Here is a 13,579-nt window from a genome sequence, read left to right as displayed (position 1 = left end):
TCTTTCCCGTATTAGTTGAACTCTCGTAATAGAATCTTTTTTCGCAAAATATCAAAATTATTCCTGCCATACATAATCCGTTTGATGAGCTTTGTTTTATTCACACTGCCTTCCGCTAAACCATTACTATAGGGATATTTACAAGCATGGAGTACAGACTCAAAATCTCGTTTTATTCCATGTAGGAAGGAGTCTACTTCTGGAATAGAAAGTTTTTCTGCTTTAAGTATCCATTCAGACAATTTTTCATACTGTTTTTCTGCCAGTATAGTTTGAAACTGGTATAGCAAAGTTAACAATTCCTGAACAGATGGATAAAGCTCAAAAATTTCTTCTATCTGTTGACTCTTCAATGCAGGATCCCCTGCTGGATTAAAGATCAATCTAATAATTTTTTGTCTAGGAATAGAATGAAAAAATGGTTTCTTGATGTTCTGTTGCTTCTTGAGCAATCGGATATGGTAACGAGTTGTAGAAACACTGCCTGTGTATCCTTGCAAAACTAAATGATCATGAATTTTCTTTGAGGAGTATCCTTTTTGCATATATGTAATCATGTGCTCCAAATAAGAATTGATTTTTGTAGTTCGACCAGAACGGGTTTGTACACTGATTGTTCGTAAATTTTCCTTTATATACCTTCGTACCGTTCGTCGATCTAAATGTACGTATACAGCAATTTTTCTGATACTCATTCCTTCGGAATGAAGTTTTTTCACCTGTTTGATTATCTGCTTTTTTCGTTGTATGTTTTCAAATCTTTCCCTTTCAAATTTAGTCATGAAAAGAGTAGACAATTGATGTTTAGGCAGATGAATATACTTTTGAAGCGTACGAATGTCCATTGCTAATTCTTTTGCAATCCTAGAAATAGGTATCTTTTTTTTCTGTAATTTTTGCGCGATCACAATTTTTTCTTTTCTGGTAAGCAAAGAGTAAGCTGGATTTATTTCGTCCACTAATGGGCTATTAATTTGTATAGAAGTAGGTAGTAATCGTTGAAAATATTTTTTTATATAATCCATTACGTTTTTTACTAAATGAAAGCGGTCATTAACTTGAATAGCTGTAGGGTGTGCCGCTGTAATTGCATTTCGAAAAGTGACAGAACCGTCTCTAGAAACGATTTCTAGATGGGGAAATGTTTTCAACCAGACAGTCACATCTTCTAAATCCCTAGAAGGGATTAAATCGACGATTTTATGCGTTTCAATATTTACCATAATCGTTCCATATCGATGCCCTTTTTTAATAGCGAAATCATCAATACAGACCTTGGTAATATTACTTTTATCGATTATGATTTCTTTTTTTTAATCCAACGGCAAATGGTGCTTTTACTAATTTTAATTTTCTGTTGATGGAGCCTTTTAGCAGAGTTAATCGAACTCATTTCTAAAGAAAGAGCCAAAATTTCCTTTTGTAAACGCTTTGTTTTGCGTGCCTTCGGCTCGATATAAGGAAGTGGCATGCTAAAAGTCGTATAAGAGCAGCTAGCGTTTATACAAAAAAATTTAGGCAGCTCTAGATGAATAAGGGTTTCAAAATTTGAAACAGGAAGATCTTGAAAAACTCGATAGTATTTTGAATGTACTTTGTCTGATTCCATCATACAATATGGGCATATAGCTTTTATATATTTTGTTTTAGCTTGAAAAACAATTTGATCGTCGATAAATTCATGTTTTACATATTGAATGTTAGAATCTAATACACTTAAAATATTTTCCATCGAATATCCCCCATACCTTTTCCCTATTTTATATGTCATTATATCAATTTCAACTAATACGGGAAAGAACCCTCCGGTGTACTCGCAGTATGTAACCATTGTGTTTTATTTTCTACTCGCATACCGGTTTCATCAAAATGGACAACAGAAGACTGCAGAATCTGTTCTTTTACTTCTTCGAGAAACGGCCGCAATTGAGCAGAAAAAGCATGGGTATGATTGACTAACGTCCCTTCGCTTATCGAATGTCCAAAACAATCTTGAAAGAATTCTTTTGTTCGTTTCAAAGAAAGGCATTGATAATGTGTTAAATAAGGAATCAGTGTTTTTATATTTGGACCATATTGAACAGGACGAGAGACAGTAGAGGGAAACTGGGATTCTTGGATAGAATGGCAATGTGGGCACTCTTTTTGTTCCACTTTATGTTCTGTGACTTCTATCAGGATAGGTGGTAAATCATACACTTGGCGAATGCGGTATCCTTTTACAGGTTCATGTTTTAAGGACGTGTGACAACAAATACAATGCGTAGGAGAATAGGTAATCATATTGTCAGGAGTCGTTGTCAAATGAAGTGTATGTCCTTTGTGGCCCAACTGGCCACCGGTTTGACGCTGGGATGATTTTCGCAAACTTTTTGTAATAGGCTTACGAAAACCATCTGTAGAGGGTGGTTTATGACTATTTGTAGAGTTTTTTTTTGAACGATTTTCTAATTCTTCTATACGCTCTTTTAAATTCTGTATTTGACTTTCTAATTGATGAACAAAATCGTAAATAGCTTGAGGTCCCTTTTGATAGACAGCTAGAATTTCTTGTTTTTTCAACATAAATACCACCTCCTTGTCTGATATATCTAGTATTCACACAAAAAGTACATATCAGACTAGTAAATGAAAAAAGCCTCCGTGAGGAAGCTGAGTAGTTACGTTAATTGTTGTAATGATGTGAAATGAGGAAGTGATTTCAAATATTTATAGCAGTATAAATGCTTTTTTGTGCACAATGCCATCTTGTTATTTTTATATATTTATTTTGAAATTTGAAGAATGTTTGATAAATAATAAATTAATGTAAAATAGTAGAATGTGCAATCCGTTTTCTTTTCATAGGTGCTAAAATTATATATGCAGCTGCTAATATAAATGGAAAAAAGGAGATAATAGAGTATGGAAAGTAAAGTGGAACGCTATGTCGAAAATTATGTTGTAACGAAAAATACGATGGCCTTACTTCCTGTTATTCTAAGTGAAAAGAAAATTGTTACGCGAGTCGTTGAAATGAATGATTCTTTTTTCGTATTTCAAAAACCACTAGATATTATAGAAAGAAGTTGCCGAAAGCATGGTTCTAGTTTCTTAGGCAGAAAAGAAGGAACGAAAGAATTAACTCATATTACACATAAAGCACCGATTGCGATTAGTCCTACAGATCAACTTTATTTTTTCCCTACCTATTCTTACTCTAGAAAAGAGTGCGCTTGGTTGTCTCATTTTTATATTGAAGGTAATAAAGAATTAAAAGATGGAAATCTTATTATTAGGTTTATAAATGGCTTTGCTGTGAAATTAGAAATATCAAAAACTAGTTTTGAAAATCAACAAAATCGTACAGCGAAATTGCGTACTGAATATGAAGATCGTAGGAAAAAACAAGGGAGCCCTTGTTTTAAAGAGATTGATAAAAAAGAGGAATCAACATTAAGACCTGCTTATGAGAGAGTGTATTTTGTGAAGGAAGGCGAAGTGTGAAAGGATGGGGGAATCATCCCCATTCTTTTTTTGTTTATCCGCTATTTACCGGGCAGTAAGACGCACACATCAAAATTCAGCGAAAGCAAAGAAGTTAGGTGGGGGCCCTGCTGCCTGTAAAAGCCGGATTGGTGAGGGTTGATTAAAACTTCATTTTATCAATCTTTATAGATAAAGAGATGTGTTAGAAAAACCGAGTTGTAATTTCATTTACCGATAAAAATACCGGAAAACCACCTAAATAACAAAACGAACGACATTTCCTGTCGAATATTGATAGATTATCATAGCTAAATAATGAAGGAATTCTTATGAAAGATATGGAAACTTTAATAAATACATCTCCATATGTCGTATCTACCATTTCCTCTTTCATATAAGCAATGATACAGTAGGGATAGTATTTAGAGTAAAGGGGTAAAGTGTAGAATGGATTTTCAGACAATCAAAGAGTATTTTTCACCAGAAAATATGGATCATATTGTTGAGAGTTATAAAGCGTTCGGACCACTTCTTGGTATTGGTTTACCGATGATAGAGGCGTTGATTCCAGCATTACCGCTTATTGTATTTGTACTGGCGAATGCTGTTGCATTTGGCTTTTGGCTCGGTTTTCTTTATTCATGGCTTGGATCAGTAATGGGTGCATTACTTGTCTTTTTCATCATCCGCCATTTTGGTCGCAGTCGTTTCTTTTCGTTTGTAAATAAGCATGAGAGAGTAAGAAAAGCAATGGGGTGGATTGAAAGGAAAGGATTCGCACCGATTTTTGTTATATTTTGTTTTCCGTTTACACCGTCAGCGCTAATAAATGTTGTCGCTGGTTTATCACGAATTAGTGTAAAACAGTTTGGGCTAGCGTTAGCATTCGGAAAACTTGTGATGATTTTTATTTTAACGTATATCGGTCATGATTTAATGTCATTTATTCATAATCCGGTGAAATCAGTCATTGTAGCGATTGGTATTTTTATTTTATGGTATGTCGGTAAGAAAATTGAAGTAAAGTTAGAACTACATTAAGAATAGTCTTCTTTGTAAAGGAAAGCTTCAGTATTAAAGGATAAGGGGAGAAGCGGATGAAGAAAACTTTGAAAAAAGAAGGCATAGAGTGGATACGAACAATTTTAATTGGTGTATTATTAGCTGTATTTTTTCGAACGTTTTTCTTCTCAACGTATGTTGTAGAGGGGAAGTCAATGATGCCGACATTGCAAGATGGTAATATGCTCGTTGTAAATAAGGTGAGTTATCAAGTTGGGGACTTGAACAGATTTGACGTTGTGGTGTTTCATGCGAATAAAAAAGAGGACTATGTAAAGCGAATTATCGGTTTACCTGGAGATCATATTGAATATAAGCATGATAAGTTATATATAAATGGACAATTTATTGATGAGCCGTATCTAGAGAAATATAAGAAAGAGATAAATGGAAGGCAACTAACAGGCGACTTTAAATTAGAAGAGTTAACGAAAGAAAAGCTGGTGCCACCCGGGTTTATTTTTGTAGTAGGTGATAACCGGCTCGGGAGCTGGGATAGTAGACACTTTGGCTTTGTAAAAGCTGATACAGTCGTCGGTAAAGTTGATTTGCGATATTGGCCAATTCAAGAGGTGCAAACGAATTTTTCAAAAGGTTGATATAATAGATAGAAGTATAGAAAAGACAAACAACTCAGTTTGTCTTTTTTCGTGTACTATAATACAATTATAGTAGCAAACTAACGTTCGTTATGTAAGTGAAAGGTGGGGTTACATGTCACTTCGATTTGTGATTGGTAGAGCGGGAAGTGGAAAAAGTACACTTTGTTTACGCGAAGTGCAAGAAGAGTTAAAACAACGCCCGAGAGGGAAAACAATATTATATCTTGTGCCAGAACAGATGACATTCCAGACGCAGCAGGCGTTAATTGGAAGTGAGGATGTAAGAGGTTCTATTCGGGCACAAGTTTTTAGTTTTTCACGATTAGCGTGGAAGGTACTACAAGAAGTTGGCGGAGCGAGTCGTCTTCATATTGATGAAGCGGGTGTACATATGTTACTCCGTAAAATTGTAGAGTCTCGTAAAGATGGATTATCGGTGTTCCAAAAAGCAGCGGAGCAAAACGGTTTCTTTGAACATCTTGGCAGTATGATTGCAGAGTTTAAACGTTACAATGTAACGCCATCTAACGTATATGAAATGTGGCAACAATTGGATGCGCATAGTAGCAGTGCCGAACAAAAGTTACTAGCGAATAAAGTGTATGATTTACAGCTATTATACGATGATTTTGAACGTGCTTTAATTGGAAAATATTTAGATTCAGAAGACTACCTGCAATTGCTAGTGGAAAAGCTTCCGCAGTCTGAATATGTAAATGGTGCGGAAATTTATATAGATGGATTTCATTCATTCTCCCCGCAAGAGTTAGAGATTGTAAGACAGCTTATGATTTGCGGAGCGAGAGTTACGATCACGTTAACGATAGATGAAAAAACGTTAGCACAGCCAGTAAATGAACTCGATTTATTTTATGAAACGACGTTAACGTATGAAAAAATCAAACAAGTAGCGCGTGAAGAGAAAATAGAAATTGAAAAAACAATTCCACTTATGGAACAGCCGCGTTTTCATTCTCCAGCATTAGCGCATTTAGAAGCTCATTATGAAGCGCGTCCAAATGAAAAATTTAACGGTGAAGCGAGTGTAACGATTAGCACAGCTGCGAATTTACGAGCGGAGGTAGAAGGTGTTGCTCGTGAAATTCGTAAACTTGTTGCGAATGAAAAATATCGTTACCGAGATATTGCAGTGCTTCTTCGTAATGGGGAAAGTTATTACGATGTGATGCGCACGTTATTTCCAGATTACAATATCCCGCACTTCATCGATGAAAAGCGTCCGATGTCACACCACCCATTAGTAGAATGTATTCGTTCTGCACTCGAGATTATTAGTGGGAATTGGCGTTATGATGCGGTGTTCCGCTGCGTGAAAACAGAGCTTTTATATCCATTAGACGTAAGAAAAGAAACGATGCGTGAAGAAATGGATGAATTTGAAAATTACTGTTTAGCGTACGGTGTACAAGGAAAGAGGTGGACTTCAGAGGATCCATGGATGTATCGCCGTTATCGTTCTCTTGATGATACGAACGGGATGATTACAGACAGTGAACGTGAAATGGAAGAGAAAATAAATAGGTTACGTGACGTTGTAAGAACACCTGTTATTCGCATGCAAAAAAGGTTAAAGCGTGCAGGAACAGTTATGCAAATGTGTGAAGCAGTTTACTTATTTTTAGAAGAACTGGATGTTCCGAAGAAGCTAGAAGAATTACGTATACGTGCAGAAGAAAGTGGAGATTTCTTATTTGCGACAGATCATGAACAAGTATGGGAAGAAGTAATGAGTCTTCTTGATACATTTGTAGAGATGCTTGGTGAAGAGAAAATGTCTCTTTCTATGTTTACGGACGTTATGTCGACAGGTCTTGAGGCACTTCAATTTGCTAACATTCCGCCGTCATTAGACCAAGTGTTAATTGCTAATATTGATCACTCCAGGTTATCTGACGTGAAAGCAACGTTTATTATAGGTGTAAATGAGGGGGGCATTCCAGCAGCACCTATGGATGAAGGTATGCTTTCTGATGAGGAAAGAGAAGTTCTTGGTGCGGCAGGGATTGAATTAGCGCCAACGACGAGACAAACTTTGTTAGAAGAACAGTTCGTTATGTATCAAATGGTAACGAGAGCGTCTGAGAGGTTATACATTTCATGCCCGCTTGCAGATGAAGAAGGAAAGACGTTACTTGCGTCTAGCTTTATTAAGAAAATAAAAAGAATGTTCCCTAATGTGAAAGATTCATTTATTACGAATGACGTAAATGATTTATCACGTTCAGAACAAATTTCATACGTGGCAACGCCAGAAGTAACGTTATCTTACGTTATGCAGCAACTACAAACGTGGAAGCGATACGGATTTGAAGGGAATTTAGACTTTTGGTGGGACGTATACAACTTCTACGTAACTTCAGATGAATGGAAACAAAAAAGTAGCCGCGTCTTATCAAGTTTATTCTATCGAAATCGTGCGAAGAAACTAAGTACAGCAGTAAGTAGAGATTTATATGGAGATATAATTAAAGGAAGCGTCTCTCGTATGGAACTATTTAATCGTTGTGCATACGCTCATTTTGCACAGCACGGTTTATCACTTAGAGAGCGTGATATTTTCAAGCTTGATGCACCAGACATCGGTGAATTATTCCATGCGGCATTAAAGAAAATTGCGGATAAGTTATTGCGTGAAAACCGCACTTGGGCGGATTTATCTATAAAAGAGTGTGAGCATCTTTCTGTCTTAGTAATAGAAGAAATCGCACCGTTATTACAACGACAAATTTTATTAAGTTCAAACCGTCATTTCTATTTAAAACAAAAACTACAACAAATCATTTTCCGTACGTCAATCATTCTTCGTGAACATGCGAAGTCGAGCGGATTCGTACCAGTTGATTTAGAAGTGCCATTCGGTATGGGCGGTACAGGATCACTTCCGCCGATGGAATTCTCACTACCAAATGGTGTGAAGATGGAAGTAGTCGGCCGTATTGACCGTGTTGATAAGGCAGAAGATGAGAACGGGACGTTCTTACGTATTATTGATTATAAATCAAGTTCAAAAGCGTTAGATTTAACAGAAGTGTATTACGGATTAGCACTTCAAATGTTAACGTATTTAGATGTTGTTACTTCGAATGCACAGACGTGGATGAAAAAAGGCCAAGCAGCATCACCAGCGGGTGTATTGTATTTTCATATCCATAATCCAATTGTTGAAATGAAAGGTGACGCATCTGAAGCCGAAATTGAAAAAGAAATTTTAAAGAAATTTAAAATGAAAGGACTCGTATTAGGAGATGCTGACGTTGTTCGTTTAATGGATAACAAACTTTCAACAGGGAGTTCAGATATTATTTCTGCTGGCCTGAAAAAAGACGGTAGCTTTAGTGCGCGTTCAAGTATTGCAAGTGAGCAAGAGTTTAACGTACTGCAAAAATATGTACACCATACGTTTGAAAATATCGGAAAAGATATTACAGAAGGTGTTATCGATATTGCTCCTTATAAAATGGGAAATAAAGCAGCGTGCACGTTCTGTAACTTCAAATCTGTTTGTCAATTTGATGAGTCACTTGAAGATAATCAATTCCGTACGTTAAAAGATATGAAAGATAGTGAAGCGATGGAGAAAATAAGAGAGGAGGTTGGCGGAGAATGATAGAAAATTGGCCTAAAAAACCAGAAGGTAGTCAATGGACAGATGACCAGTGGAAAGCTGTTGTAGCGAACGGACGTGATATTTTAGTTGCGGCTGCAGCTGGATCAGGTAAAACAGCAGTATTAGTTGAACGTATTATTAAAAAGATTATTAATGAAGAGAATCCAGTCGATGTCGACCGCCTGCTCGTTGTAACATTTACAAATGCAGCAGCGCAAGAGATGAAAAATCGAATTGGGGAAGCGTTAGAAAAGGTATTAATTGATGAACCAGGCTCTCAGCATGTAAGAAAGCAACTGAGCCTATTAAATAAAGCTTCCATTTCAACAATTCACTCATTCTGTTTACAAGTAATTAGAGGATATTACTACATGCTGGATGTTGATCCTCGTTTCCGTATTGCGAATCAAACAGAAAATGAATTGTTAAAAGAAGAAGTGCTAGATGACATATTAGAAGAAGAGTACGGAATCGAAGATAATACAATCTTCTTTGAACTTGTTGATCGTTATACGAGTGACCGTAGTGATGATGACTTACAACGTATGATTTTAGCGCTTCATACAGAGTCAAGAGCGCATCCAAATCCGGAAAAATGGCTTGATAAATTAGTAGAAGCATATGACGTAGAAGGAAAGACAATTGAAGATTTAGTATATGCTTCTTATTTATTAGAAGATGTGAAATTCCAGCTTGAAACAGCGGAACAGCATATTCGTAAGGCAACTGAACTCGCAATGCTTCCTGACGGTCCAGCGCCTCGCGTTGAAACCCTGCAAGCAGATGTAGCATTACTTGGAACGTTATCATCAGCTGCTCGTGAGTCGTGGACAAGCGTGTATGAAGCGATGCAAAACGTATCGTGGCAAACGTTAAAGCGTATTAAGAAAAGTGATTACAATGAAGATGTTGTAAAACAAGTAGACTCTCTTCGTAATAAAGCGAAAGATGAAGTAAAGAAATTACAAGAAGAGTTATTTAGCCGCAAACCTGAAAGTTTCTTACGAGATTTTCAAGATATGCACCCAGTATTAGAAAAGCTTGTTCAACTTGTAAAAGTATTTACAGAGCGTTTCCAAGCGATGAAGCGAGATAAAGGAATGGTCGATTTCACAGATTTAGAGCATTTCTGTTTACAAATTTTAAGTGAACAAAGTGAAAATGGTGAAATGAATCCGTCAGCAGTGGCGCTCCAATATCGTAATAAATTTACTGAAGTATTAGTCGATGAATATCAAGATACGAACTTTGTACAGGAATCCATTATTAAATTCGTAACGAAAGATTCTGAGAGTGAAGGAAACTTGTTCATGGTTGGTGACGTAAAGCAGTCGATTTATCGTTTCCGACTAGCTGAACCAGGACTATTCCTAGGAAAGTATAAACGCTTCACACAAGAAGGATTGGGCGGCGGAATGAAGATTGACTTAGCGAAAAACTTCCGTAGTCGTCATGAAGTACTAGCAGGTACGAACTTCATTTTCAAACAAATTATGGGCGAAGAAGTTGGAGAGATTGACTACGATGCTGACGCTGAATTAAAACTAGGTGCTACCTATCCAGAAGGTGAAGATGTAGCGGCAGAATTACTCTGTATTCAGCAAACGGAAGAAGAAGTAATAGACGGTGAAGAAGGTGCAGAAGTCGAAAAAGCACAGCTTGAAGCTCGCCTTATGGCGCAGCGCATTAAAGCGATGGTTGATTCCGGTTATGAAGTGTATGACCGTAAAACGGATAGTATGCGTCCTGTACAATACCGCGACTTCGTTATTTTACTTCGCTCCATGCCGTGGGCGCCGCAAATTATGGAAGAGTTAAAATTGCAAGGAATTCCGGTATATGCTGACCTTGCGACTGGTTATTTTGAAGCAACGGAAGTAAATATTATGATGAACGTATTCCGCGTTATTGATAATCCGATGCAAGATATCCCGCTTGCAGCTGTACTTCGTTCCCCAATCGTTGGATTAAACGATGAAGACCTTGCGACGCTTCGTGCTCACGGAAAGAAAGGGTCGTTTTATGAAGTAATGAGCTCATTCTTAAAAGGTGCACCGCTTGAAGAGGAACAAGAACTTCATGAAAAACTAGAGTGGTTTTATAACTTACTGCAAGGATGGCGTGAATTTGCACGTCAACAATCACTTTCTGATTTAATTTGGAAAGTGTACGGCGAGACAGGTTATTACGACTTCGTTGGCGGTTTACCAGCTGGAAAGCAAAGGCAGGCAAACTTACGCGTACTATATGACCGTGCAAGACAATATGAAGCAACATCATTTAGAGGATTATTCCGCTTCTTACGTTTTATTGAACGTATTTTAGAACGCGGTGATGATATGGGGACGGCGAGGGCCCTCGGTGAACAAGAAGACGTTGTTCGCATCATGACGATCCATAAAAGTAAAGGGCTAGAGTTCCCGGTTGTATTTGTAGCTGGACTCGGCCGTCGTTTTAATACACAAGACTTAATGAAACGTTTCTTACTCCATAAAGATTTCGGTTTCGGTTCGCAATTTATCGATCCGCGTAAACGAATTAAATACACGACATTATCACAGCTTGCGATTAAACGTAAAATGAAAATGGAATTAATTGCGGAAGAAATGCGCGTACTATACGTAGCGTTGACGCGTGCGAAAGAGAAGTTAATTTTAATCGGAACAGTTAAGGATGCAAATAAGGAGATGGAAAAATGGCTTGATGCGAGGGAACATAGTGAATGGTTATTACCGGATCACATACGTGCCGGAGCGTCTTGTTATTTAGACTGGATTGCACCTTCATTATATAGACACCGTGATAGTGAAATGCTTCTTGAATTAGGACAAGGAAGTATTCCAGATGAAATTTACGGGTATGACACGAACTGGAAAGTAGAAGTTGTGGACGGTAACACGCTACTTGCACCAGAGCCAGTTCAAGAAGAGAAACAAGAATTGTTAGAAGCGCTTCGTGAGAAAAAGGCTGTTCCCCTGCAAAGTGAACGGAAAGAAGAAGTGTACGACAGATTAATGTGGAAGTACGGATATGAGGATGCAACATCTTATCGTGCGAAGCAATCTGTTACAGAAATAAAGAGAAATTATCAATCTGAAGAAGGTAGCGATAATGCCTTTATTAAAAAACTACGTACGCCAATTAAAACACGTCCGCGCTTTATGGAGAAAAAAGGATTAACGTACGCAGAGCGTGGAACAGCAGTCCATGCCGTTATGCAGCATGTTGATTTGAAGAAGCCGATTACGGTTGAAGTTCTGCAAGAGCAAATTGCTGGAATGGTAAATAAGGAATTATTAACATTCGAGCAGGCGGAAGAAATAGCGATTGAAAAAGTAATTTCATTCTTTGACAGTGATTTAGGTAAAAGGGTACTAGCGGCGAAAAGTGTTGAGCGTGAAGTGCCATTTACGATGATGCTTGCAGCAGAAGAAGCATATCAAGATTGGCAAGGGAAGAGTGAAGAAACGATTCTTGTCCAAGGGGTTATCGACTGCATGATTGAAGAGGAAGACGGCATTACGTTAATTGACTTCAAAACAGATACGATTGAAGGGAAATTCCCAGGCGGATTCGAACAAGCAAAACCAATTTTAGAAGATCGATATAAAGTACAGCTTTCGTTATATGCAAAAGCGCTGGAGAAAAGCTTACAACATCCTGTGAAAGAGAAATGTTTATACTTCTTTGATGGGAATCATGTTGTAAATATTGAGGAATAGAGGGGCTTGAAAATGGTAACGGAAAAAACGTTAAGAACTTGTGAAAAAGGACATGAATACTACAAAAGTAGCGATTGCCCAACTTGCCCGACTTGTGAGAAAGAAAAGAAACCTAAAACAGGATTTCTTTCACTTCTTTCATCACCAGCACGAAATGCGCTAGAGCACCATGGAATTCACACGATAGAAGAACTATCCAAGTATAGTGAAAAAGAGATTTTAAAACTGCATGGTATGGGACCTGCGTCTATGCCGAAGCTTAGAAAGGCTTTGGAGGAGAGAGGGTTATCATTTAAATAAAATGAAATAGTGCCTCTTTACTACTTACTTGTTTATACTGCTATTTGTGGACAGTAAAGCTCTTTCTTATTAAAATTTCATTTTAATAATTTTGAATTAGATAAAAGAAAAAAGTAGGAGAATATCTCCTACTTTTTTTACGCTGTTCCAATCTGATCTTGATCCGCCACATCAGAATCAAACGTATTTGTTGCACTAACACCGTTAAACGTATTTACGACAAATCCAACATTGGAAGCCCCAGATCCGTTATAAGCTTTCGTGTTTTCTTTCGGAGATACGTTATAAAAATCTCCTAAGTTGAAAGAGCCGTTACTATTTTGAACGACGAGATTTCCTACAACCGAAGGCATACCATCCACCTACTTTACTAAGCTTTTTACTTACTATATGAATTATTGTGCGGAAGGTTCATCCGTAATATATTGGCGGATTTGCATAATACGAGAGTTATTAAAACCATAATCAACATTTCCAATTTGAAAGCAACCAGAATTTAAAAGTGTCCGCAATTCAACATTATTAACTTCAATAAAAGGGCATTCATTTACAATATTTAATTTTACATCTGTCGTTCGTTTTGGAATTGTAATGTGTTCATCTGTAAAGATTTCAAAAGCATCAAAGCGACCTTCTCCCCTTATATAACAAGGAATTTCACGGTGGACGGCAAGAGCTCTACTTTTTAATTCCATTTGGTTTGCATCTCCAACTTGAAATACGGCAGTAATCCCTAAAGAAATAATAGAAACATTTTGGACAATGGACACATGATGCAACATAATTTCTCAGTCTCC

10 protein-coding genes and 1 pseudogene are annotated in these 13,579 nt (G+C 37.3%); 6 read left to right on the top strand and 5 right to left on the bottom strand.

All coding sequences use genetic code 11. The features are described from left to right. Positions 1-11: 11 nt before the first annotated feature. The 3 genes and pseudogenes from MHI28_RS11565 to MHI28_RS11555 all read right to left on the bottom strand — a co-directional run. Positions 12-1,283 carry an ISL3 family transposase gene (locus MHI28_RS11565; RefSeq protein WP_269800728.1) on the bottom strand — a complete coding sequence of 424 codons (1,272 nt, stop codon included), beginning with the start codon at positions 1,281-1,283 and terminating at the stop codon, positions 12-14. A gap of 14 nt (positions 1,284-1,297) precedes the next feature. Beyond that, positions 1,298-1,732 (bottom strand): transposase family protein, encoded by a 435-nt coding sequence (locus tag MHI28_RS11560; RefSeq protein ID WP_075717486.1) that lies wholly within the window; start codon positions 1,730-1,732, stop codon positions 1,298-1,300. A gap of 71 nt (positions 1,733-1,803) precedes the next feature. Continuing rightward, positions 1,804-2,565, bottom strand: a pseudogene (locus tag MHI28_RS11555) (DUF6444 domain-containing protein); the annotation flags it as partial. Between the two features lie 339 nt (positions 2,566-2,904). Between MHI28_RS11555 and MHI28_RS11550 the strand changes: the two are divergent. The 6 genes from MHI28_RS11550 (at position 2,905) to MHI28_RS11525 (ending at position 12,782) form a co-directional block, all read left to right on the top strand. Then, positions 2,905-3,486, top strand: a complete 582-nt coding sequence (locus tag MHI28_RS11550) for a competence protein ComK (RefSeq protein ID WP_000444446.1) — start codon at positions 2,905-2,907, stop codon at positions 3,484-3,486. A 429-nt stretch (positions 3,487-3,915) separates the two neighbouring features. Beyond that, complete coding sequence (locus MHI28_RS11545) at positions 3,916-4,509, top strand: TVP38/TMEM64 family protein (RefSeq protein ID WP_000347517.1); 594 nt, start codon at positions 3,916-3,918, stop codon at positions 4,507-4,509. A gap of 56 nt (positions 4,510-4,565) precedes the next feature. Beyond that, the gene (lepB, locus tag MHI28_RS11540; RefSeq protein WP_000751896.1) at positions 4,566-5,129 is read left to right on the top strand and encodes a signal peptidase I; all 564 of its coding nucleotides are present in this window, start codon (positions 4,566-4,568) and stop codon (positions 5,127-5,129) included. A gap of 115 nt (positions 5,130-5,244) precedes the next feature. Continuing rightward, positions 5,245-8,760: a helicase-exonuclease AddAB subunit AddB gene (gene addB, locus MHI28_RS11535; RefSeq protein ID WP_340827971.1), complete on the top strand. Its 3,516-nt coding sequence runs from the start codon at positions 5,245-5,247 to the stop codon at positions 8,758-8,760. Further along, positions 8,757-12,482 carry a helicase-exonuclease AddAB subunit AddA gene (gene addA / locus MHI28_RS11530; protein WP_000572304.1) on the top strand — a complete coding sequence of 1,242 codons (3,726 nt, stop codon included), beginning with the start codon at positions 8,757-8,759 and terminating at the stop codon, positions 12,480-12,482. The genes addB and addA overlap by 4 nt, the downstream gene beginning before the upstream one ends. Before the next feature lie 12 nt (positions 12,483-12,494). Next, the gene (locus MHI28_RS11525) at positions 12,495-12,782 is read left to right on the top strand and encodes an RNA polymerase alpha subunit C-terminal domain-containing protein (protein ID WP_000255717.1); all 288 of its coding nucleotides are present in this window, start codon (positions 12,495-12,497) and stop codon (positions 12,780-12,782) included. Positions 12,783-12,919: 137 nt separating this feature from the next. On the opposite strand, the gene gerPF is transcribed toward MHI28_RS11525, so the two are convergent. Both gerPF and MHI28_RS11515 read right to left on the bottom strand, forming a co-directional pair. Continuing rightward, positions 12,920-13,135: a spore germination protein GerPF gene (gene gerPF, locus MHI28_RS11520; RefSeq protein WP_001141566.1), complete on the bottom strand. Its 216-nt coding sequence runs from the start codon at positions 13,133-13,135 to the stop codon at positions 12,920-12,922. 42 nt (positions 13,136-13,177) lie between these two features. Then, a complete protein-coding gene (locus MHI28_RS11515) occupies positions 13,178-13,564 on the bottom strand; it encodes a spore germination protein GerPE (protein WP_000902327.1) in 387 nt (128 codons plus the stop codon). Positions 13,565-13,579 lie beyond the last annotated feature (15 nt).

The organism is Bacillus sp. FSL K6-0268, assembly GCF_038005425.1.
GTDB lineage: Bacteria > Bacillota > Bacilli > Bacillales > Bacillaceae_G > Bacillus_A > Bacillus_A thuringiensis_S.
The sequence above is the reverse complement of the archived record's forward strand: the minus strand, read 5'-3'. Positions and strand labels throughout refer to the sequence as shown.

Bases quoted from the DNA above. Each gene is read 5' to 3' on its own strand.
- MHI28_RS11560 (WP_075717486.1), bottom strand. From the start codon at position 1,732: ATGGAAAATATTTTAAGTGTATTAGATTCTAACATTCAATATGTAAAA.
- MHI28_RS11550 (WP_000444446.1), top strand. From the start codon at position 2,905: ATGGAAAGTAAAGTGGAACGCTATGTCGAAAATTATGTTGTAACGAAA.
- MHI28_RS11545 (WP_000347517.1), top strand. From the start codon at position 3,916: ATGGATTTTCAGACAATCAAAGAGTATTTTTCACCAGAAAATATGGAT.
- lepB (WP_000751896.1), top strand. From the start codon at position 4,566: ATGAAGAAAACTTTGAAAAAAGAAGGCATAGAGTGGATACGAACAATT.
- addB (WP_340827971.1), top strand. From the start codon at position 5,245: ATGTCACTTCGATTTGTGATTGGTAGAGCGGGAAGTGGAAAAAGTACA.
- addA (WP_000572304.1), top strand. From the start codon at position 8,757: ATGATAGAAAATTGGCCTAAAAAACCAGAAGGTAGTCAATGGACAGAT.
- MHI28_RS11525 (WP_000255717.1), top strand. From the start codon at position 12,495: ATGGTAACGGAAAAAACGTTAAGAACTTGTGAAAAAGGACATGAATAC.
- gerPF (WP_001141566.1), bottom strand. From the start codon at position 13,135: ATGCCTTCGGTTGTAGGAAATCTCGTCGTTCAAAATAGTAACGGCTCT.
- MHI28_RS11515 (WP_000902327.1), bottom strand. From the start codon at position 13,564: ATGTTGCATCATGTGTCCATTGTCCAAAATGTTTCTATTATTTCTTTA.